This is a genomic window from Belliella marina (genome assembly GCF_042682445.1).
In the GTDB taxonomy this organism is placed as follows: domain Bacteria; phylum Bacteroidota; class Bacteroidia; order Cytophagales; family Cyclobacteriaceae; genus Belliella; species Belliella marina.
Genome location: NZ_JBHUHR010000045.1, coordinates 168,230 through 191,014 on the forward strand (window position 1 = coordinate 168,230; position 22,785 = coordinate 191,014).

Genomic DNA, 22,785 nt, shown 5'->3' on the forward strand with positions numbered 1-22,785 from the left:
TTTTTATTAAAAAAACCTGACAAGTCTTATCTAAATGACATTGGATTTTGATTCATCAAAGATATAGGAATTCAGTAAATTAATGTACCCCTTGATTCCTGAATGGATTTCTTCCAAATAGATAAATTCATCGGGTGTATGTGATCTTGCAGAATCTCCCGGACCGATCTTTATAGACGGATATGGGATCAAAGCTTGATCGGATAGGGTAGGGCTTCCGTATTGAATAAGGTTCAATTTGTTGGCGGTTTGTAGTATTTTGTGTCCATCAGGTACCCTGGAGGAGTTCAGCCGCATTGATCTTGGGGTAAGTTCAGCTTTCAGTACTGTGTTGAGCTCGTCCAAGGCCTCTGTCAAGGTATAGCTGTCGGTAACTCTTACATCCAAAGTATAGGTACAGGTATCTGGCACTACATTGTGTTGAGAACCAGCTTGTATGATGGTTGCTGACACCTTTGTATTGCCAAGAAAAGGGGATTTTCGCTCAAATTGATAGTTTTTGACTGTATCCAAGTCTTCCAATGCTTTATAGATGGCATTTTCTCCCTCATCTCTTGCAGCATGTCCAGCCCTTCCTCTGATTACGGCATCTATGACCATCAGCCCTTTTTCGGCGACAGCCATCTGCATCAATGTAGGTTCACCTACTATGGCCAGTTCTATTTTTGGTAGATGGTTGATGATGCTTTCTATCCCGTTTTTCCCTGAAATCTCTTCTTCTGCGCTTGCTACCAGGATGATGTTGTAGGGAAGTTTTTGGGAATAATAATGGATAAAAGTGAGTATCAAACTTACCAAACAACCTCCCGCATCATTGCTTCCCAAACCAAACAATTTACCTTCTTCTATACTGGCATCGAATGGGTTTTTGGTATAGCCGGAATTTGGCTTGACTGTGTCATGATGGGAATTCAACAAAATAGATGGCTTACTGTCTTCAAAATATTTGTTGTAGGCAATAATGTTATTTCCAATCCTTTGGGAGGCTATTTGATGAATATCGAGGAATGTAGCTATCGTGTCGGCAGTTGCAGATTCCTCTTTGCTGAAGGAAGGGATTTTTATCAAATCCTGTAGCAAAGAAATGGCTTTGCTGGTGTAATCATTATTGGTTAGAATATCTGATTCCATGAATTTTTGTATCTAATCTGTGTACAGAATTGCTGTAGACATTGCTGCTGTCGGCTAGTTAAGTTTCTCTAGTTTTGTTTAATGTATCAATCTGGGGAAAAATCCCTCGCCTTTAGTTGAAGAATTTAGTTTATTTTTCTTTGTGAACTTGGTGTTTTTACTTGGTGATCATTGTGGTAAGAATTATAACCACAAACACTAAGTTTTTTACAAAGAACACTAAGTCTCAGATTCACTTTAGTCGCCTTTAGGCGAAGCCAAACCTATCGGTTTTTAGCCGATAGTAGTTTAGTCTAAAATAGAGATTGTTGTGTTTAATTAATTGAAAATCAATAATTAATACAAATCATATCTGTGCTTTTCAATATTTGTTCCAGAGACTTTTCCTTTGGCTGCCAAGAGGAGATTTTCGGCTTTTCCTATCCATACTTGATTGACTCCTTGGTTCAATGCGGCAAAGGCATTGTCTAGTTTTGGGATCATTCCTGAGTGGATCACATTCTCTTTTCTCAACTCGGCATATATATCTTCATTGATAAGCGGTACGATAGAATCGTCATTTTTCTCATCGATCAATACACCTGCTTTATTGAAGCAATAGTAAAGGTTTACCTTGTGTTTTCCTGACAGTGCCACTGCCAATTCGGAGGAGATGCTATCTGCATTTGTGTTGAGCAATTGCCCCTTTTTGTCGTGTGTGATTGCACAGACTACTGGGATGATATCTCCATCCAAAAGTGATGTGATCAATTCTGTATTCACTTCTTTGATATCCCCTACAAAACCATAATCGATGGTTTTTACAGGCCTTTTCTTTGATCTGATGAGGTTTCCGTCTGCACCTGTCATACCCAAAGCGTTTTGCTTTAGTTTTTGGAGTTTTGCGACGATCTGTTTATTGATCAATCCAGCGTAAACCATGGTGACGATATCGAGGGTGTCTTTATCCGTGATCCTTCTTCCATCGACCATTTCCGGCATGACTCCCATGCTTTCCCCGAATTTGGAAGCTAAGATGCCTCCTCCGTGGATCAGGATTTTCTTTCCCGGGATTCTTGAAAACAAATAAAGGAATTCATCTAATTTTTCGGGAAAGTCGATGACATTTCCTCCAATTTTGATTATGCTGATATTCATGGTTGTGGTAGGTTTGAGCTAAAATTATCCGATTATTTTACTGAGGACTGCTTGGGCGGCATATATCCTGTTCTCAGCCTGTTTTTGTACCAGGCTTCTGTTTCCATCCAAAATTTCATCTGATAGTTCTACATTTCTCCGAACCGGGAGGCAGTGCATCACTTTCGCATTTGGGGCATTTTGGAAATGCTTTTCTGTCAACATCCAAGAAGGGTCGGTAGTATGTATTTTGCCATAATCATTGAAAGAAGACCAGTTTTTGACATAGACAAAATCAGCATCAGAAAGTGCTTTTTCCTGGTTGTATTCTATTTTGGCACCATTGGTGAACATAGGATCCAAATCATAACCCACCGGATGTGTGATGGTCAGGTCATGGCCACAGCCAATTGCCCATTCAGCAAATGAATTGGCTACTGCATGTGGAATAGCTTTGATATGGGGAGCCCAAGTGAGGACTACTTTTGGTTTTTTGCCCGCAATAATATTTTCCTGGATGGTAATCATATCTGCCAAGCTTTGGAGTGGATGCCTGATGGCACTTTCTAGGCTGATTACCGGTACTCCGGAATATTTGATGAATTGGTTGAATACAAAATCATCTGTATCCTCTTGCTTGTTGGATAATGTAGGAAATGCCCGAATCGCCAACACATCAAAATAAGTACCCAACACAGCAGCAGCGTCTTTGATATGCTCTACTGTGCCTTTGTTCATGATGGCTCCTTCTTTCATCTCCAAAGCCCAACCTTCCTTGTCCATATTCATGACAATTGGCTCCATTCCCAAATTAAGTGCTGCAATTTGGGTACTTGCCCTGGTACGCAATGATGGATTGAGGAAAATACAGCCCACTTTTTTTCCCAGACCTTTAGAAATGTGCTGTCTGGGGTCTGATTTGTAATCTAAAGCCTCTGTAATAAGTTGGTCAGCAAGACTTTTATTTTCAAATTGAGTAAAATGCTTCATGAATTTTTAGGTTATTGAAGGTCTTTACTTCAAATAACTTTTATGGATTTGTAATGAGTATTTTAAAAGAAGAAAGAACCTTAATAGTAAGATTCCTTCTTTAGCTTATTAAAATTTATTTAATTCAAAATCTTCTTCAAACTGTTCAAAAACGAAGATAAGTGATTAATTTCAATATTTAATGGTGGAAGCAAACGAATTGTATGTTTTCCAGCAGAACTTCCTGTAAATATTTTGTATTTGCTCACCAATTCGGAACGTATAGGTCCAGCCTCCCTGTCCAAGTCAACCCCAATCATCAAACCTTTTCCACGTACTTCTGTTACGCCTTCCATTTTGGACAAATTTTCAATCAAATATTCTCCTGATGCCAACGCTTTGTCCATCAACTTCTCAAATTCAATGATCTCCAAAACAGCCAAACCTGCTGCGCAAGCCAGGTGGTTTCCTCCAAAAGTGGTGCCCAAAAGCCCATAGCTAGCTTTGAAGTCTGGATGGATAAGAACACCTCCGATAGGATAGCCATTTCCCATGCCTTTTGCCATGGTGATGAGATCGGGAATGAGCCCGTCGACCCATTGGTGTGCAAAGAACTTGCCTGTTCTTCCATAGCCGGATTGTACTTCATCGAGAATCAATTTTGCCCCAAATTGCTTACACAATCCAGAAAGCTGTAACAGGAATTGCGGATCTGGAACCTGGATTCCACCTACACCTTGGATTCCCTCAATGATCACACCTGCGATGTTCCCATTTTCGAATTGTTTTTTGACAGCTTCGATATTATTCCAAGGGAGGATGTGCACATCAGACCTTTGGTTGTTTGGGGCAACGATTTTGGGATTGTCAGTCAAGGCTACAGCACCTGAAGTCCTGCCGTGAAATGCACCTGAAAATGATATAAATCCTGATTTTCCAGTTGCGAATGAAGCCAATTTCAATGCATTTTCATTGGCTTCTGCACCTGAATTGCAAAGGAATAGATTGAAATCCGGGTATCCGGACAATTCACCAAGTTTTGTCGCCAGCTTCTTTTGGATTGGAATATGTACAGAATTGGAATAGAAGGAAATCTGATCCAATTGGTCTTTGATACGCTGGTTGTAGTGAGGATGGGAATGGCCAACAGAAATCACTGCGTGGCCACCATATAAATCCAAATATTCTACGCCATTTTCATCCCAAAGCGTAGCTCCCTGAGCTTTGGTTGGGGTGACATCTATTAATGGGTAAACATCAAATAAGTTCATCTTTTCGAATTTAGAATGCTATACTTTTAAGTTTTAGCCCTGTATTTTCTTCCAAACCAAAGGCTATGTTGAAGTTCTGAACCGCTTGGCCAGAAGCACCTTTCAGAAGATTGTCAATGGTTGAGTATATGACCAGCTGCCCATTTTCTTTTTGGAGATGGATGATACACTTGTTGGTGTTGACAGCTTGCTTTAGATCAATATCCTTTCTGGATACATGGGTAAATGGAGCGTTTTCATAATAAGCTTCGTAGGCTTGATATGCTTCATCGATACTTCCTTCAAATGGAAAGTAAGCTGTAATCCATATTCCCCTTGGGAAATTCCCCCTGTATGGTACAAACAGCAGTTCTGAATCGAAATTCTGTTGGATTTGACCAAAGGTCTGTTTGATCTCCTTGAGGTGTTGATGTGTGAATAGCTTATAAACAGACGTGTTGTTATTTCTGTAACTGAAATGGGAAGTTTCTGCCAATTTTTTTCCAGCTCCGGTACTGCCTGTGATTCCGGAAATATGGACTGGATTTTGGATCCAATTATTGCTCACGGCAGGGGCAAGGGCAAGCTGGATCCCTGTAGCAAAGCAGCCTGGGTTTGCGATTTTCTTTGCTGCCTTTATTTTTTCCTTGTAGATTTCTGGAAGACCATAGACAAAACCATTGCTTTCATCCCTGAAATCAGTACTCAAATCGATGATAACTGTATCCTCCGAAAATTTGTTTTCTTCCAAGAATCCCTTTGTCTCACCATGTGGTAAACCCAGGAAAACGGCTTCTATTCCTTCTGTTATCACTTTATCAGTGAAGATCAGATCTGTATCTCCTATCAAATCAGGGTGTGTCTCAACGGCTCGTTTCCCTTTTTGGCTGTTGCTGTGGATATAAACCAATTCTACATTCGGGTGATGAACCAATAGTCTGAGCAGTTCTCCACCTGTATACCCGGCTGCACCTATGATTGCTGCTTTAATTTTCATCGTCGCTTTTGTTTACTTGATGGAAAATAGCAGTCTGGTTACCCAATATTCTTGTGAATCCTTTTACATCTTCAGCTGTATATCCTTTGTTCATTTCACCATAGCTTCCGAATTTAGAAGCCATCAAATCATGTTCGGATTCAATACCAATCAGCTGGAATCTAAATGGATGCAACGATACTTTGACCGTACCTGTAACAAACTCTTGGGTATCTGCCAAGAATGCCTCTAGGTTACGCATCACTGGATCTAGGTAGTGACCTTCGTGGAGGTGGTTGCCATAGAATTCCGAAATCTGGTTTTTCCAGAAAGTCTGCCATTTGGTAAGCGTATGCTTTTCCAATAACTGATGTGACTTGATGATGATCAAAGGCGCCGCAGCTTCGAATCCAACCCGTCCTTTGATACCAATAATTGTATCACCTACATGGATGTCCCTTCCAATTCCATAAGGAGCAGCAAGTTCATTGACCTTCAGGATCGCATCTACAGGATTTTCAAACAATTCACCATTGACACCCTTCAATTCGCCTTTTTCAAAAATAAGCGTTATTTCTTCTGGATTTGTCTTTGATGCAGGGGTAGGCCATGCAGTTTCTGGCAATGTTTGACTGGATGTCAATGTTTCCTTTCCTCCTACAGAAGTACCCCAAATTCCTTTATTGATGCTATATGCGGCTTTTTCGAAGTTCATGGAAACTCCATGCTTCTTGAGGTATTCGATTTCTGCTTCCCTGCTGAGCTTAAGATCTCTGATTGGGGTGATGATTTCAATATCGGGAATGATGGTTTGAAAAATCATATCAAACCTCACTTGGTCATTTCCTGCTCCGGTACTTCCGTGTGCCACGCATTTGGCGTTGATTTTTTTTGCATACTCCGCCAATGTTTTGGCTTGGAGGATTCTTTCAGCCGAAACTGAAAGGGGATAGGTCTGGTTTTTTAAAACATTTCCGAAAACAAGGAATTTGATTACTTCCTGATAATAGACTTTTGTCACATCAAGGATTGTAAATGACGAAATCCCAAGGCTATTCGCTCTTTTTTCGGTTTCGCTTAGTTCTTCAGGGGAGAATCCACCTGTATTGATCAATACGGCGTGTACTTCATATCCAAGGTCTTTGGAGAGGTGAAGAGCGCAAAAAGTTGTGTCCAATCCTCCGCTGTAAGCTAATACTACTTTTTTCATTTTTAGGTTGTTTTAAAAGCCTTTGGCTCTAGGTTTAAAATAAGCTAATGGTTTTATCTTTAGTTTTTTTGATATTGAGCATGACATATTTTTTCAGTCTTGTCCAACGCTCAAATAGTTTGAGGTTTTTTTTGAAGTCATTTCTCAATGCAATCTCTTCATGCTCTACTTTCTTTACTTTGGGTTCATAAAGCATGGCGGTGCAAAGACAGTTTTGACGGTTTTTACTCTGTAGGATTTCAAAATTGACACAGCTTTGGCAGCCTTTCCAGAATTGTTCGTCATCTGTAAGGTCGGAGTAGGAAACTGGGATGTAACCAAGTTCGGAGTTGATTTTCATCACGGCAGCGCCAGTTGTGAGTCCAAATATTTTGGATTCGGGGTATTTTGTTCTGCTAAGCTTGAAGATTTCCTTTTTGATCATTCTTGCCAACCCAAATTTCCGAAATTTAGGGGCTACAATCAATCCTGAATTTGCCACGTATTTTCCATGGCCCCAGGCTTCAATATAGCAGAATCCTGCCCATTCCCCATCGGTAGTGGTAGCTATGACGGCTTTTCCCTCCATCATCTTAGTGACGATGTATTCTGGGGATCTTTTGGCGATTCCGGTGCCTCGGGCTTTGGCAGACTGCTCCATTTCGTCAGTGATTGCTTCTGCAAAGGCTGTGTGATCCTGTGTGGCAGGTTTGATTATAAAAGAGTAATTGTCCATTTGGTTTGATGGGAATAGACAGAGTAAAGACTCTTAGGTTAAGATTTAAGTGGTAAGGTAGTAATGTAAACTGGTGTAGGTCGCCCACATAGGGCACCAAAAATTATACAAGGGACACTGCCCTAAAGCTGTTCCTAAATTCTCTAAGTGGAGCTAAAAATAACATAGCATACTGACCCAAATATTTTGGGTTCGTTTCGGGAAAAGTCGCTATGTTGTTTTGTTTTTTCATTTCTTGCTTATTGCGGAACAAAGGTTATAAGTATTCAAATAAAATGCAAGGTTTTGTATCAATAATTTAAAATTTGAAGAATATTTTTAATCCTGAATAAAATGACTAAATTTGTCAACAAATAAAATGTCAACAAAATGGAAACCTTGGCAAAAATGCTTTCGGAAGCAAGGAAGCAAAAGGAAATGGTCATAAGAGAAGTATCCCAAGAATGTGGGATAGATGCCGCATTGATTTCCAAATTTGAAAAAGGGCATAGAATTCCCAAAGAAGAAAATTTGGTAGCATTGGCTAGGGTCTTGGATTTACCGTTGGCTACACTACGGAAGACATGGTTGGCGGAGAAAATCTATCAAATACTGGAGTATGAAGAGCATGCCCACGAAGTGTTGGAATTGGCGGAATCCAGGGTGGAATATTTGACAAGTAAGCAAGCTTTGGCGATTGAGGCATTGAGTCCTGAAATAACCGAAAAGCTTGAAGTCTTGGATCAGTTAAAAGAAGCATGGTTTCACAAAAAGCCCTTGAACCAAACCCAACTTCATAAGTTGAAAGAGTACTTCAATATAGCCTATACATTTGAGAGCAACAGGATTGAAGGAAATACTTTGACATTGCAAGAGACACATTTGGTGGTCAATGAAGGTATTACGATAGGGGGAAAGTCCATGCGTGAGCATTTGGAGGCAGTCAACCACTCCGAGGCGATTGATTATATAGAGGGATTGGTAAAAAGTGAGATTGATTTCAGCAAGAGAGTCTTGTTGGATCTCCATTATCTGATTCTAAAAGGCATTGATAAGGATAATGCAGGTAGGTATAGAAAAGTACCTGTCAGGATATCTGGCAGCAGCCATGTGCCACCTCAGCCATATCTATTGGAGAAGTTGATGGAGGAGTATTTTATCCATTACGAAAACAATAAAAACAAACTCCATCCGGTGATATTGGCTACTGAGATGCACGAGCGCTTGGTAAGTATCCATCCATTTATAGATGGTAATGGCCGGACAAGTAGATTGGTAATGAACCTTTTGCTTATGAAGCATGGATTTTCTTTGGCTAATCTCAAGGGGGATCTGAATTCCAAGTTGCAATATTATAAAGCGTTGGAAGAAGTCCAGGTAAACAACAATCCAGAGGTGTTTTATCACTTGGTGATTGATGCAGTCCGGAGTTCTCTCGAAAGTCATTTGGAAATGGCAGGTTAGCGGGTGTCTTTTTATGGTTTTTCTTCCGAATAAGACACCTGTTCATATTTTAATAACCTGGCAGGTCTCAAATAAACTGCTTTGAATTCTCATGCGTATTTTGGGTTACATCACATTTTCTTACGGTTTGTGAAACCCTACTTGATAAGGCAAGCACTTTTAGAAAATAAAAACCAATAACAAGATAATTGCCATAATAACAGCCACTACTGTATAAACAGGGTTTCTACGCGGAAATTCAAAAGCACATATTGGGCAAAAAACCGCATTTTTATCTACTTCCATAGCACAGGAAGGGCATTCCTTTGTTTTCATGTTCGGGAACTCTCGTGAGTTAAAATTGATTAACAGTACAAGTAAATTAAAATATTATGAAAATAGAAATATGGTCAGATATCATGTGTCCTTTTTGTTATATAGGCAAAAGGAGACTGGAAGCTGCATTGGAGGATTTTGAGTATAAGGATCATGTTAAGATTGAGTGGAAAAGCTTTCTCTTGAACCCTGATATGAAAACAGACCCATCGAAATCTACTTTGGAGTATTTGTCGGAAACCAAAGGCTGGTCCATGGAGCAAACCCAGCAAATCACAAATCAGGTAGTGGAAATGGCTGAGCAGGAAGGGCTGGTTTACCACATGGACAAAACAGTAGTCGCCAATGCCAAAAATGCCCATCGCTTATTGCAACTTTCCAAAACTTTGGGGAAAGGTGATGCAATGAAAGAGAGGTTGTTGAAGGCTTATTTCACCGAAGGGAAGAATATAGATGATATGGAGACCTTACTATCCTTGGCTACAGAAGTGGGGCTTGAGAGGGATCGTGTATTGGCTTGTTTGGAATCTGATGAGTTTACTGATAAGGTAGAAAAGGATATACAGGAATCCCGCCAAATCGGCGTCAGGGGAGTCCCATTCTTTGTGTTGGACAGGAAATTTGGGATATCGGGTGCACAGCCAAAAGAAACGTTTGAAGAGACCCTCAACAAAGCGTGGAGTGATTTTGTCAAAGAAAATCCAATCCTGGAATTTGCCAAAGGAGTGGATGGAGCTGCATGTGATATTGATGGGAACTGTGATTAATCCGGCTTTGCCATTTAGTATTTGAGAGCGAAACCTGATCGGTATTTAATGTTTCACACTGGGGGAAAATCCCTTGCCTTTCAGATTTTCATAGTTGAACAGAATTTAGAAATAGTTGGCAAATAAAAATACAGCTCAAACAGAATTATATTCTGTGATTGTTCTGAATCAATCTATAAGCTGGCTAAATTTAGGAAGTTTGATTTAAATCTTAGCCAAACTGCTAGGAGGTAATGGGTTTTTGCTAGTTTTGCAGGATTGAAGTTCTTTACTATAATTCTACATCATCCGGAATTGGTTATGCTTAGCTGTGTATTAAAAGGGAATCGTGTGTAAATCACGAACTGTCGCGCAACTGTAAGTAACATTCCAAAGGTTTTTATCCCAGTATGTCCACTGTTCTTTGAAGTAAAGAATGGGAAGGATGGTAAAAGCTGTTACAAGTCAGGAGACCTGCCTATTTCGATATGACGATGCTTTCGCGAATTGAAGCTTTTAGTCAAGTGTGATTCAAATTCCATCAATGTCTTTTTGGCATTTCATAGGTCTTTGATCCAAAGTGATTTACCGATTTTGGTTTTTCATTCAAAGGAAAAGTATGCCTGATTCGTCACGTTGTATGTTTCCAGCACTTTTCTATCTTCTTCTTTCCCAAAAGCATTCTTGATTTATTGTGATGAGCTTTTAACCTATTTATTTCAAACAAATAAAGTTAAAAGACCATGCAAACGCATAATCTTGGCTATCCGCGAATTGGTAGTCAGCGAGAATTGAAAAAGTCCTGTGAAAACTATTGGGCAGGCAAAATCACCAGGCAGGAGCTGTTTCATAAAGGAAATGAAATCAAGCTGGCAAACTGGACATTACAGAAAGAAAGCGGGATAGATTTGATTCCATCCAATGATTTTTCCTACTATGACCAGGTTTTGGATATGGCTTTCAGTGTTGGGGTAATCCCGGAGCGATACCATTCGGTGATTTTTGATAAAAACAACTCAGAGATAGATCTTTATTTTGCGATGGCTAGGGGATACCAAGCCAATGGATTGGATATCAAAGCTATGGAAATGACAAAGTGGTTTGATACCAACTACCACTATATTGTTCCAGAGTTTAAGAAAAATCAAGAGTTCAAGCTTTTTTCTTCGAAAATAGTGCAGGAGTTTGCGGAAGCCAAACTGGCTGGTTTCAAAACCAAACCTGTTATTTTGGGACCTGTGTCATTTCTTTTGTTGGGAAAAGAAAAAGAAGAGGGGTTTGAGAGAATAGATTTACTTAGAAACCTACTCCCTGTTTATTTCCAAATAATAGATAAACTTATTGAGCATGGGGTAGAATGGATTCAGTTTGATGAGCCATTTTTGGCAATGGATCTTTCTGCAAAGGAAAAAGAAGCCTTCCAGAGTGTATATTCCCAAATCAGAAAGAGATATCCTCACCTGAAAACAATGGTGGCGTCATATTTTGGGGGATTGCTTGATAATCTGAGCATTGCCACCTCACTTCCAATCTGCTGTCTTCACGTTGATTTGGTTCGTTGTCCAGATCAGTTGGAGGATTTATTGGTAAACAAACCTGCGAATCTTTCCATTTCATTGGGTGTGGTCGATGGGAGAAATATTTGGAAAAACGATTACAAAAAATCTTTGACCTTGATTCAAAAGGCATTGGAAAAGGTTGATTCAGAGAAACTATTCATCGCTCCTTCCTGCTCCATGCTTCATTCACCATGTGATTTGGATAGTGAAGTGAAATTGGACGAAGGGATCAAGTCTTGGTTGTCTTTTGCAAAGCAAAAACTGGCAGAGGTGGCTGACCTGAAGCAATTGGCTGAACTTGGGGATGTTGAAAGATTGATAGGCGAGGGTGCCATCCAAAGTGAATTGCTAAGTGCTTATCAAGAAAACCAAAAAGCAGTTTCGGACAGGGCAAGTTCTGGCTTAATCCATAAAAGTGAAGTCAAAGAGCGCCTTGGGAATGTAAAGGAGTCTGATTTTGAAAGAACCAGTGTTTTTCAAGACAGGAAGACGAAGCAATCTGAATTGCTTAAATTACCTTTGTATCCAACCACAACCATTGGTTCATTTCCACAAACCAAAGATATCAGAAAGGTAAGGGCTGATTTCAAAAACGGAAGGATCAGTGAGCAGGAATATGAACAGTTTATCAAAGACGAAACCGAGAGGACGATCAGGATCCAGGAAGAAATTGGTCTGGATGTATTGGTTCATGGAGAGTTTGAACGGAATGACATGGTTGAGTATTTTGGAGAGCGATTGCATGGATTTGCTTTTACACAATTTGGATGGGTCCAAAGTTATGGAAGCCGCTGTGTGAAGCCACCGATCATCTATGGCGATGTGTACCGCTCTGAACCCATGACTGTTTTTTGGTCAAAGTTTGCACAATCCCTAACCAAAAAATTTGTAAAGGGAATGTTGACAGGTCCTGTTACGATTCTTCAATGGTCTTTTGTTCGGGATGACCAGCCTAGAAGTATTACTTGCAATCAGATAGCATTAGCGATTAGGGATGAGGTAATTGACTTAGAGAAAGGTGACATTAGAATCATACAGATTGATGAGCCTGCATTGAGGGAAGGCTTGCCGATCAGGAAGAAAGATTGGGAAGAATACCTTGGCTGGGCTATCAATGCATTCAAACTATCGGCGAGTGGGGTGGATGACAATACACAGATCCATACACATATGTGCTATTCGGAGTTCAATGATATTATTGGACATATTGCCAACCTTGATGCCGATGTGATTACGATCGAATGCTCAAGGTCACAAATGGAGCTGTTGGATGCTTTTGCGGATTTCAAGTATCCGAATGAAATCGGACCGGGGGTTTATGATATCCATGCACCAAGGGTTCCGTCAAGTACAGAGATTATCGAATTGTTGCAGAAAGCTACGGATGTCATTCCAGCAGAGCAGATTTGGGTCAACCCAGATTGTGGATTGAAGACCAGACAATGGGAAGAAACCCACAAGTCACTCGTTGAGATGGTATTGGCAGCAAAAGCAATGAGGGAAATTAAGGTTTTTGCATAATTTGAAAAAGCCACTTCAATTGGATCGACAAGTCATTTTAATTATGGCTTGTTGATCTAATTTTACAGAAAGTGAAATTGGATTGACCTGAAATAGTAAAAGAAGAAATGGAAAAGAGAAAGTCACCATTATGGTGTTGGGATGTGATTTCACTTCAGAGCAAGTTGATGTCAGGTGAATTGAGAAAGCGCCATGAATGTCGGATACTCAAAGAGCTTTCTCAGCGATTTGGGTGGGATTTTGATTGGGATGTTTTATTCAGAGAATCCTATGAAGCCATCGTGTTGACTGATATCAATCAAAGAATCATTTGGGTCAGTGATGGTTTTAAAGAGATGACTGGGTATCCGAGATCATTTGCAATTGGAAAGAAACCAAGTTTTCTCCAAGGTGAGGAGACTTTGGAAACTACACGTGTCGAGATTCGGGAAAAAATCAAACTTGGAAACACATTTACTATTACCATAGTCAATTATAAGAAAGACCAAACACCGTACAAGTGTGAAGTTACAATCCATCCGCTTATGAATGAAAATAAAGAAACAGTTGCATTTGCAGCATTTGAATCAGAAGTAATATGAGTATAGAAGAAAGAATCCAACTATCGGAAACACATATATTCAAAGCAGTATTTCCCAATACCACAAACCATTATGGGACTTTGTTTGGCGGCACGGCAATGCAGTTGATGGATGAAGTTGCGTTCATTACCGCCACTCGTTTTTGCCGGCAAAGGGTAGTAACGGTCAGCAGTGATAGGATTGATTTTACGCAACCTATTCCGGAAGGTACTTTTGTAGAACTGGTTGGGAGGGTATCCTCGATTGGGAATACAAGTCTGAAAGTCAATGTCGAAATTTACATTGAAGAGATGTATGATACCCGACGGGAAAAAGCTGTAACCGGGGTATTCACTTTTGTAGCTGTGGATCAAAACAAAAAGCCAATCAGTATTGTCTAAATAAGGATTGGCTTGAAGTGTATGTATGTTAGGAAGAACTTTATGGGCTATGTGCCCATAATTTTTGAATCAATGAGTCCCATAAACTCTCATTCGGATTTTGTAAACAGATTCTGATGCAGTGATAAAGAGTGTTTTTCTATCAGGTCCTGCAAAAGTCACATTTGCTGTCCATTTTTCAGGTACTGGGATATGTCCAATTTCCTCCGATTTTTTGTTGTAGATTTTCACTCCATCTGCACCAGTCACGTATAGGTTGCCTCTGAAATCTATCGTCATACCATCGGAGCCTCTTTCTAAGTAAACCTCCTTATTTGCCAAATACCCATCTTCTATGATGTCGTATTTGAATATTTTTTTTGCCCCTGGGTCAGCTACATAGAGCGTTTTACCATCTGGTGTACCTATTATTCCGTTTGGTCTTTCAAGTTTTTCATCCACTCTGATGAATTGCAACCTGTTAGACGAAAGAAAGTATAGATGTTCCCCATCCTGCAGTGATTCTGGATCCCTGGTCCAATAATCCCTTTTGTACAATGGATCTGTTATGTACATATCACCATTTGGTGTAATGAATAAGTCGTTTGGGCCATTCAGTTTTTTGCCTTGGTAGCTCTCTATCAATACGGTTTTATTCCCTTCAGGATCTATGGACCAAAGCTGGTTATCCATATCTGCACAAGCAATCAGGTTTCCTTCTTTATCAAAAAACATCCCATTGGATCTTCCCGCATTCTCCATGAAAACCTCTGTTTTTCCCGTGAAGAAGGACCATTTTATAATCCTGTCATTTGGTTGGTCAGAAAAATACACATCGCCCAAACGACTGACTGCAGGACCTTCTGTGAAACTGAAATCCCCTTCGATTTTTTCCAAAACGGCATTTTTTTCAATCAAATTCTTTTTATCTACTATTTGCCCTTGGCTTTTTCCAAAGAATGAAAATGCACAAAGTGTGAGAATTAACAATTTATTAGTCATACTAAATATTTTGGGGATTTATAGAATTTGAAATGAAACAGCAAGTTAATGGACTTTCTTGAAAATTTCTAATACTGTAAAGGGTAGGAGAGCTTTAATTTGATTAACAGCTTTGGGTACAAAGGTTCGTAAGGGATGTTTTTAATAAAGGCCAGTCCAGAAAATACTCAGAGTATCCATGTATTGTATGTGGTAAAGACGACAAAAATCTGTTTTGCCGCTAAGGGGCGCCAAGGTTCGCAAAGAAAATTTTTCAGACAACTAGTCCCTTCAAAAAAAACTTTGCGTACCCTAGGGCACTTTGCGGCAGAAGAATCTCCAAAATTTATGTTAACCGCAATGGGAGCAAAGGTTCGCAAGGGATGTTTTTTAAGATCAACCCAAAACAGACTTTGCGTGCCCTGGTGTTCTTTGCGGCAAAATACGCTAAAAATTTGGCTGACAGCTAAGGGGCGCCAAGGTTCGCAAAGAAAATTTTTCAGACAACTAGTCCCTTCAAAAAAAACTTTGCGTACCCTAGGGCACTTTGCGACAGAAGAACTCCCCAAATTTATGTTAACCGCAAGGGGCGCAAAGGTTCGCAAGGGACGTTTTTTAAGATCAACCCAAAACAGACAGCGCCCTTAGCGGCAATAAAAAAATAGGATTAATCTATCCTATCCATCACTACCACGATTTTTTTGAGTTTTGGGGAGTAATCTAATCTGCTGATATCTCCATAGCCATCCAGTTTTACTTCACCGATTTTTTTCCACGATGTATCGCTAGATTTTCTTACGAAAATTTCCTTGCCACGAGAGGTCAGCAAATAGTTCTTGTCAATCCATATAAAATCTTCTTTCTTCTCTAAGGTATTGCCATAAGTAACTTTTACTTTCTTTTCCAAATCAAATCCATTGATATTGAATGATTCTGTTTCAGTCTCCCGAGATCTATTATTTTTGTCAATGTAGCTGATTTCACTGGATTTGGGTCTTTTGCGGACTGTCCTCCCAATGTTTTGACTGATGGTCAATATATCGTCTTTGCTGTATGGATATACCAGTGAATTGGGGTCTCCCAAAACAAACATGGCAGCTCTATTGTCATACCAGTCATAATATCCTACAGGTAAAATGTCGTCATAAAGTAATTCGGGTTCCCCAAAATTGGTAGGATACAGCCATAGCCTTTGTTTGCCACTTTCTTCCACGGTTACGGCTGACACATACAGTCCACAGTCCGTTATTCTTGGGGAGTATTCGTTTTGGTTTGGCGTTTTTGTGAGATTGGTGAATTTGTTGTTTTCAAAATTGTAGATGATAATATCAAAATTCCCTTTTTCATCTCCTGAGGAAAATGCCAATTGCTTGTCATTGATAAAACTGGGCTGGTTATCGTAGCCTTTCCGGTCTGTAATCTTGACTTCACTGCCTGGGATCATTTCTATTTTTCCACCTGATTTGCGAACGTCAATGGCTATGATGTCCGTAGAATTTTGGGAATATCCATTTAGTTTGATTAAGAGAACCAAAAATAGGAGTAGGCAATTTTTCTTGATCATATTCATGTGTGAAATTCGAAAAACTAAAGTACAAAATGAAACCTAGAAGTAGGAGGGATATTTGGGAAATCGTTTTTTGAGATCATAGTTCTATGCAGTTTAGATAGGAAATGAAACCTGTCAGATTTATATCTTTTATGTTCTTTTTCGCCAAATAAGATACCTGTCTAATTCTATGTGGAAAACCTGGCTAGTCATAATAAAAACGGTATTGAATATTAAATTTGAAGGCTATCCTCAACCAGTAATGTTCATTATCGAACGTTTTTTTGTCCGTTTATAACAGGTTTTATATGGTGAACAGGCAAATTGGCTTCAAAATGGACTTTTTTACTCTTGGCATTCTTTTCGTACTTTTCCGGTCAAATGAAAAAGTTAATAACATCGATCAGAAAATTACCGCTAGAACTCATCTTTTGGATTGCTGCATTGATTGGCATCCTGAGGATTGATCCATATGACGCACACCATTTCAGTCTATGTCCATTGGATAACCTTGGGATCTCTTGGTGTCCTGGATGCGGATTGGGTAGGGCGATGAGTCTTTTGACTAGAGGTGATTTTCAAGCTTCATGGTCTATGCACCCATTGGCAATGTTTGCTTTCGCTGTTATTATCTACAGAATATTTGAATTAATCAGAAACAAAAAAACAACTAAACACTATGGCTAATGTATTAAGACATCTTCCGGAATTGGAAGGTATGGAATTAGGTTATATCCAAGGGATATTGAAAAACATGGATGATGATCAAGCAAATCTTTTTGCGCAGGTTTACAGAGCAAGAAGAAAGGACAATCAAATGGTTTTGATTCTTTGTCTGCTTGGATTCTTTGGTTTTGCAGGATTGCACAGGTTTATTCTTGGTCAGATAGGATTGGGGATTTTGTATATATTGACAGTAGGTTTGTGTTTTATAGGTACGATTGTAGATTTGATCAATTACAAAAGCCTTGCCTATGAATACAATATTCGAGTGGCACATGAAACGCTTTCAATGATGTCCAATGGCAATTTCCAGGCACCTCAAACAAACGATACCAATGCTTAAAAATGTATATGTAGTACTGCTTTTCTTCGGAATGGCAGTACTTTCTACTTCTTGCGATGCCCAAGGACCAATGGTCATCCATGAATATGATGAGACTTTTTCCGATATCAAGGAAATCGAAGTTTCGGGTAAGTACTTGGAAGTATCTTATGAAGGATCAGAAAATTCCTCCAATGTTTATCTAAACTCCTATTTGGAAGTCCCGGAAAGCAGTGGTTTGGATCTGGAGTTCAGAAAATCTGGCTCTAAGCTTATCATTGAAGTAACCGGTGATTCAGGTTCAATAAATTTCTTCAATATGGGGATGAGTAGAGGAGGGTTTATTAGCCTTACAGGACCGGAGAATATGAAATTAAACATTACAAACAACTCAGGTTCTGTCGATGTGAAGTATGTAAAACATGATGTGATTGACTTGAAAGTCAATTCAGGTTCTATCAAAGCATTGGCTTTGGATGTAGAAAACATAAAGCTAAAAGCTTCTTCGGGAAGTATCAGGGCAGAAGGTCTTACAGGAGAAGTGTCTGCACAAGTCAATTCTGGAAGTATTACATTGAAGGAAGTTTTGGGAAATGTTGATGCACAGGCATCTTCGGGTAGTCTGAAGCTGGAAGATGTAGAAGGAATTGTCAATGGGAAAGTCAACTCCGGCTCCATGAGATTTGATCGTATTGGTACTTTGGGTGACTTGACAGTGAGTTCGGGAAGCATCAACGCGACAAATTCCGGTTTGGGTGGACAAACCAATCTTAAATCGAGTTCAGGAAGCATCAAAGTCCAAACTCCTTCTGATCTATCCAAATTCAACTTTAGTTTATCAGCAAATAGTGGATCCGTAAAAGTAGGAGACTCAAGTGGATCAAAAAAACTTGATATTGATAATTCCAGTGATGTAACAGTTCATGGAAAAGCAAGTAGCGGAAGTATCAAGATATTCAATTGATTTGGTTTTAACCGCAAGGGGCACAGAGGTACGCAAAGATTTATTTTCTTTAGGATTGATTCATTATAAAAATCCTCTTTGCGTACCCTTGCGTTCATTGTGGTAAATTTTTCATTATAATCTTTTAGCCAATTGGAATGCTAACTTTTTTTGAAATCCATAGAGACAGAATTGATGCAATATCTAATTCCACCTTTATCCTTTGGACCATCAGGAAAACGATGTCCCAAGTGTCCGCCGCATTTTGCACAGAGTATTTCTTCCCGAATCATCATATGGGAATAATCCATCTTGACATCAATCGCTGAAGGGGAAACTGGCTCGGTAAATGCAGGCCAGCCACATCCACTGTCATATTTTGCAGAGGAATGGAATATTTCATTGCCACATCCCTTGCATTCATATATTCCTGTATCCTTATTCAGATAATATTTTCCCGTATTTGGTCTTTCCGTACCTTTTTCCCTGAGAACCCTATAGCTTTCTTCATCAAGTTCGGCTTTCCATTCTGATTCTGGCTTATCTATTGGATAGTATTTTTTCATGGTTTTGATCTTTGTAATCTTCCTTATAGAACAACATAAATTGACATAAGTTCTACCTAATTTGTTTTGGAGTAAAAAGCATGTTTCCCTTAGGCTTGTTTTTAATCTGGGATTCATTCATCAATTGTGGTCTGTATCTACCAGTTGCAAACAGTTCTGCTTGATCGCTGTAATATGGGCTAAACAAATTCCCACTTTGTCCTGTAGGCAAAACTGATTCTGAGGATTCCACATTTGCAAAATCTAGGATGATCCTCATGGCAGGGCCAGATTTTACATGGTATATTCCATCGCCATTCAAATCAAAAGCAAGTTTGTTGATGGATTCTTCGTTTGCAGATACAGCAGGCGCCTTGACATTGAAAAATCTATCCAATGGTTTTTTTGCTCCAAGTGGATGTGGGTGCTCCAAAACAACAGCATTTTTCCATTTCCATTTTTCGGTATTATTCCCAAACTGATCTTTCAATTCAGAGAGTGTTTTTACCAATGCATTTTGGATTACTTCTTCTCTATGCTCTATTTTATCAGTGTTGATATCGTCCCACCAAGGTGAATTTGCAGTTTGTATCAGATTCTGAACACTCCGTGTGTATAAAAATGTACGAAGGAAGTTTTGAAAATCAGCCTCACCCAATTCATCAGCCATCATTCCCTCAAGTGTATGGTAAAGCCATTTGTAATACACAGTAGGGGCGATGTTATCCAGATCATGGTTCCCATCCCAGTTTGACAAAGCTTCTCTTACCGCACCAAATTCCCCGAAATCTGTATCTTTAACTGCTTTGGTTAAACTTTTTGCATTGATTGGATGGGTTTCATTGACAGTTTCGAGTTGAAGGTCTTTGATGTTTTCTTGGGTCCAATCATTTCTTGAGCTTATTGTTTTTGCGATTCTATTCCATCTATCACCGGGATAATAATACCCGGGGAAAAATGTGCCGTTGGATAGCGTATCAGGTTGATTGTTGGCGGATGCTACAAATCCCGAGGCAGGATTGACACTCATGGGGTTTTCTTCAAAAGGCATCCAAGCAGTTGGTTCATCGATACTACTCGTTCCATCCAAAAATAGCTTACTGTTTACATGGCTTGGTCTAACAGGTAATTTGGCAGCTGCCCACCAAGCAATGTTTCCCGTTTTATCTCCATACATGACATTCAAACCTGGAGCATGAATAAGTCTGACAGCGCTTTCTACTTCTTGGATATTCTTGGCGTGGTTCATTCTATAAATTGCTTCCAATGCTTTGGTAGGCTCCAAAATATATACCCACCAAGAGGCAACAGGATTGGTTGTTAACCGGCCTATTTCCGGAATAACTTCATTCATGATGGGACCATGGATAGATTCTTTTATTTCAAATTCTACAGGATTTTTATCTTTTACATTTATTTTTTCTTTTCTGATAATCAATGGTTTAATTGTGTCATTATAAACTGTTTGATTAGGATTGGTTGGATCTAGTTTTTCTTCGAAAAAATCTTGATCATCATTCTCAAACATAGTAAGCCCAATGCTATGCTCTCTTGTATGACCCACCAAACCAAAAGGAACACCAGCCAAGTGATTTCCATAAAAGCTGAAACCGGGATATTCCATATGTGCTTCATACCATACCGAAGGCTGGGCAAAACCGATGTGCGTATCATTGAGAAAAAGCACCTCACCAGAAGCTGTTCTGTTTGGTCCAATCACCCATGAATTACTCCCTTCCAAGAGTGGGACTGGTAACTTTTCAAGCAATGCCGTTAGGGATTCTACAGGCATTATTTCTTTGGATTCGGGATCTCTTTTAGGGTAGTTGTTTGGGATGACATGATGTTCAGCAAGTGTATGTATAGACAGGATGTCCAAGTATTGAGGTCCAAGTTGTCGTGAAATCTTGGTGACAAGGGGATCTGTTTTCATTGCCATGGCAAAGGTAAATGACATGTAGCCTATGATACTGTGGACATCATTGATGGTAAATTCCCTTGGTTTCTCTCCCAATAAACTATATTCAATGGGCAATTTCCCATTTTGGATAAATTGATTGACTCCATTTATATATGCTTCTGTAGCAATTTTCCAGGCTGTATTTCCTTCTTTATTCCATTCTTCGGTACTCCATGTTGCATGCTTTGGAATGCCAAGTGTCCTAAAAAATTTATCTACATCTACCAGATCCTCACCTAGAAGTTCTGCCAAAGTCCCAGAACCTACTCTCCGCATCATTTCCATCTGAAATAGTCGATCTTGTGCGTGTACAAATCCAAGTGTTAGGTACGCATCAGTTTCATTTTCGGCATAAATATGCGGAATCCCAAAATCATCAAAATATACTTCAGACTCGGATTTTAGGCCGTTCAGCTCTTTTGTACCATTATATTCAGGAGCAAATTTGTATTTGACAACCTGGTAAGATCCAAACAACAGAAAAAAGATGATAACCAATACAAAGAGGAGTTTTTTCATAATCATTAGAGCTATGATGAATTTAGTATAAAGTTAAAAGAAATGCAGAGAGTGCATAGAAAACACCTATCTGAATTGGATAAAAAATCAAAAATATAAAACTGACCAAAAGTCAATTGATGCTTAGGGAATAAAGAGTTGGCGTTATGATACCAGAAAATCTAGACTTCGTTAATTGATCTGATGATAATCTCACAAGCTTCCTTTATTTGGGATTCCGTAATAACCAAAGGTGGCGCAATCCGCATAGAATCATCGCAGAACAAGAACCAATCTGTAATGACGCCCAATTCAATAGCCCTGTCGATGATAGGTTTGAGTACTTCAAAAGACTCAAATTCTATGGCCATCATCAAGCCTTTATTTCTAATGCCTTTGATTTTTGGATGAACCAGCAGTTTTTTGAACAAATCCGTCTTTTCTTCTACAGTCTCCAAAAGATTTTCCTCTTGTATGATTTTGATCGTGGCCAGTGATGCGGCTGCACTTACTGGATGCCCTCCAAATGTACTGATATGGCCAAGAAGTGGGTTGTCCTTAAATACTCCCATCACATCTTTGTTGGCAATAAAAGCGCCTATCGGCATTCCTCCCCCCATACCTTTTGCACAAACCAGAATATCTGGTTGGATACCGTAATGCTCAAAAGCCCAAAACTTGCCAGTTCTTCCGAAACCAGCCTGAATCTCATCCAAAATCAATAAAGTGCCTGTTTCATCACAGCGCTTTCTCAATGCTTGGAAATACGCAGCAGAGGCCACTTTGATCCCAGCTTCACCTTGGACTGTCTCTACAATTATTGCAGCAGTATCTTGTGTTATTTCAGATAGCTCTTCAACAGAACCAAAGGCAATATTTTTTATTCCAGGTAGGAGGGGTCTGTAGGCTCTTTTGAATATTTCATTGCCACCTACAGAAAGGGATCCATGGGATGACCCATGGTAGGCATTGACACAAGAGATAATCTCCCTTCTATTTGTGTAGCGCTTGGCAAGTTTCAGGGCTCCTTCCACGGCTTCACTACCACTGTTTACGAGGTATACATTGTCCAGATGACTGGGCAATGTGTCACATATCGCTTTAGCCAAAAGTGTTTGGGGACTTTGTACATATTCCCCATAGACCATCAGATGTAGGTATTTATCCAACTGCTCTTGAATCGCAGTCAAAACCTTTGGGTGTCGGTGTCCAACATTGCTAACCCCAATCCCAGAAATCAAATCAATGTATTGTTTTCCTTCTGGACCAAACATATAGATGCCTTCAGCTTTCTCGATTTCTATCATCAATGGAAAATCTGTCGTTTGCGCCAGATGGGAAAGGAATAGTTGTCTATTGTTCATTTTGATACA

General features: G+C 39.5%; 20 protein-coding genes and 1 riboswitch. Of the genes, 8 read left to right on the top strand and 12 right to left on the bottom strand.

Annotation, left to right across the window (positions count from 1 at the left end; all coding sequences use genetic code 11):
* Positions 1–30: 30 nt before the first annotated feature.
* The 7 genes from ACFSKL_RS17705 to ACFSKL_RS17735 all read right to left on the bottom strand — a co-directional run bounded on the left by ACFSKL_RS17705 (position 31) and on the right by ACFSKL_RS17735 (position 7,367).
* Positions 31–1,131 (bottom strand): M20 family metallo-hydrolase, encoded by a 1,101-nt coding sequence (locus ACFSKL_RS17705; protein ID WP_376887859.1) that lies wholly within the window; start codon positions 1,129–1,131, stop codon positions 31–33.
* Positions 1,132–1,467: 336 nt separating this feature from the next.
* A complete protein-coding gene (argB, locus tag ACFSKL_RS17710) occupies positions 1,468–2,268 on the bottom strand; it encodes an acetylglutamate kinase (RefSeq protein ID WP_376887862.1) in 801 nt (266 codons plus the stop codon).
* 24 nt (positions 2,269–2,292) lie between these two features.
* On the bottom strand, positions 2,293–3,237 hold the full coding sequence (locus tag ACFSKL_RS17715) for a Rossmann-fold NAD(P)-binding domain-containing protein (RefSeq protein WP_376887864.1): 945 nt from the start codon (positions 3,235–3,237) through the stop codon (positions 2,293–2,295).
* A gap of 119 nt (positions 3,238–3,356) precedes the next feature.
* Positions 3,357–4,487, bottom strand: coding sequence for an aspartate aminotransferase family protein (locus tag ACFSKL_RS17720; protein ID WP_376887866.1), 1,131 nt, complete (start codon positions 4,485–4,487; stop codon positions 3,357–3,359).
* Between the two features lie 10 nt (positions 4,488–4,497).
* Positions 4,498–5,463: an N-acetyl-gamma-glutamyl-phosphate reductase gene (gene argC, locus ACFSKL_RS17725; RefSeq protein ID WP_376887869.1), complete on the bottom strand. Its 966-nt coding sequence runs from the start codon at positions 5,461–5,463 to the stop codon at positions 4,498–4,500.
* Complete coding sequence (locus tag ACFSKL_RS17730) at positions 5,453–6,652, bottom strand: argininosuccinate synthase (RefSeq protein WP_376887870.1); 1,200 nt, start codon at positions 6,650–6,652, stop codon at positions 5,453–5,455. Before ACFSKL_RS17730 ends, argC begins: the two co-directional genes overlap by 11 nt.
* A gap of 34 nt (positions 6,653–6,686) precedes the next feature.
* A complete protein-coding gene (locus tag ACFSKL_RS17735; protein WP_376887872.1) occupies positions 6,687–7,367 on the bottom strand; it encodes a GNAT family N-acetyltransferase in 681 nt (226 codons plus the stop codon).
* A gap of 369 nt (positions 7,368–7,736) precedes the next feature.
* On the opposite strand from ACFSKL_RS17735, the gene ACFSKL_RS17740 reads away from it, so the two are divergent.
* The 5 genes from ACFSKL_RS17740 (at position 7,737) to ACFSKL_RS17760 (ending at position 13,912) form a co-directional block, all read left to right on the top strand.
* Positions 7,737–8,810 (top strand): Fic family protein, encoded by a 1,074-nt coding sequence (locus ACFSKL_RS17740; RefSeq protein WP_376887874.1) that lies wholly within the window; start codon positions 7,737–7,739, stop codon positions 8,808–8,810.
* A gap of 371 nt (positions 8,811–9,181) precedes the next feature.
* The gene (locus tag ACFSKL_RS17745) at positions 9,182–9,892 is read left to right on the top strand and encodes a DsbA family oxidoreductase (protein ID WP_376887875.1); all 711 of its coding nucleotides are present in this window, start codon (positions 9,182–9,184) and stop codon (positions 9,890–9,892) included.
* Between the two features lie 278 nt (positions 9,893–10,170).
* Positions 10,171–10,367: riboswitch (cobalamin riboswitch) on the top strand.
* A 247-nt stretch (positions 10,368–10,614) separates the two neighbouring features.
* Positions 10,615–12,951 (top strand): 5-methyltetrahydropteroyltriglutamate--homocysteine S-methyltransferase, encoded by a 2,337-nt coding sequence (metE, locus tag ACFSKL_RS17750; RefSeq protein WP_376887877.1) that lies wholly within the window; start codon positions 10,615–10,617, stop codon positions 12,949–12,951.
* 107 nt (positions 12,952–13,058) lie between these two features.
* A complete protein-coding gene (locus ACFSKL_RS17755) occupies positions 13,059–13,532 on the top strand; it encodes a PAS domain-containing protein (protein ID WP_376887879.1) in 474 nt (157 codons plus the stop codon).
* Positions 13,529–13,912 carry an acyl-CoA thioesterase gene (locus tag ACFSKL_RS17760; protein ID WP_376887882.1) on the top strand — a complete coding sequence of 128 codons (384 nt, stop codon included), beginning with the start codon at positions 13,529–13,531 and terminating at the stop codon, positions 13,910–13,912. Before ACFSKL_RS17755 ends, ACFSKL_RS17760 begins: the two co-directional genes overlap by 4 nt.
* 69 nt (positions 13,913–13,981) lie before the next feature.
* Here ACFSKL_RS17760 and ACFSKL_RS17765 read toward each other — a convergent pair whose 3' ends face one another.
* Complete coding sequence (locus tag ACFSKL_RS17765) at positions 13,982–14,893, bottom strand: SMP-30/gluconolactonase/LRE family protein (RefSeq protein WP_376887884.1); 912 nt, start codon at positions 14,891–14,893, stop codon at positions 13,982–13,984.
* Positions 14,894–15,539: 646 nt separating this feature from the next.
* The gene (locus tag ACFSKL_RS17770) at positions 15,540–16,436 is read right to left on the bottom strand and encodes a TolB family protein (protein ID WP_376887886.1); all 897 of its coding nucleotides are present in this window, start codon (positions 16,434–16,436) and stop codon (positions 15,540–15,542) included.
* 366 nt (positions 16,437–16,802) lie between these two features.
* Here ACFSKL_RS17770 and ACFSKL_RS17775 point away from each other — a divergent pair, with 366 nt between their 5' ends.
* From ACFSKL_RS17775 to ACFSKL_RS17785, 3 genes are read left to right on the top strand one after another with little or no spacing between them, the layout of a single operon-like run.
* The gene (locus ACFSKL_RS17775; RefSeq protein ID WP_376887889.1) at positions 16,803–17,108 is read left to right on the top strand and encodes a DUF2752 domain-containing protein; all 306 of its coding nucleotides are present in this window, start codon (positions 16,803–16,805) and stop codon (positions 17,106–17,108) included.
* Positions 17,101–17,487 (top strand): TM2 domain-containing protein, encoded by a 387-nt coding sequence (locus tag ACFSKL_RS17780; RefSeq protein WP_376887891.1) that lies wholly within the window; start codon positions 17,101–17,103, stop codon positions 17,485–17,487. The genes ACFSKL_RS17775 and ACFSKL_RS17780 overlap by 8 nt, the downstream gene beginning before the upstream one ends.
* A complete protein-coding gene (locus ACFSKL_RS17785) occupies positions 17,480–18,430 on the top strand; it encodes a DUF4097 family beta strand repeat-containing protein (protein WP_376887894.1) in 951 nt (316 codons plus the stop codon). Before ACFSKL_RS17780 ends, ACFSKL_RS17785 begins: the two co-directional genes overlap by 8 nt.
* A gap of 140 nt (positions 18,431–18,570) precedes the next feature.
* On the opposite strand, the gene msrB is transcribed toward ACFSKL_RS17785, so the two are convergent.
* The 3 genes from msrB to ACFSKL_RS17800 all read right to left on the bottom strand — a co-directional run bounded on the left by msrB (position 18,571) and on the right by ACFSKL_RS17800 (position 22,776).
* The gene (gene msrB / locus ACFSKL_RS17790; RefSeq protein ID WP_376887897.1) at positions 18,571–18,975 is read right to left on the bottom strand and encodes a peptide-methionine (R)-S-oxide reductase MsrB; all 405 of its coding nucleotides are present in this window, start codon (positions 18,973–18,975) and stop codon (positions 18,571–18,573) included.
* A gap of 52 nt (positions 18,976–19,027) precedes the next feature.
* The gene (locus ACFSKL_RS17795) at positions 19,028–21,433 is read right to left on the bottom strand and encodes a penicillin acylase family protein (RefSeq protein WP_376887899.1); all 2,406 of its coding nucleotides are present in this window, start codon (positions 21,431–21,433) and stop codon (positions 19,028–19,030) included.
* Between the two features lie 161 nt (positions 21,434–21,594).
* The gene (locus ACFSKL_RS17800; RefSeq protein ID WP_376887901.1) at positions 21,595–22,776 is read right to left on the bottom strand and encodes an aspartate aminotransferase family protein; all 1,182 of its coding nucleotides are present in this window, start codon (positions 22,774–22,776) and stop codon (positions 21,595–21,597) included.
* Positions 22,777–22,785 lie beyond the last annotated feature (9 nt).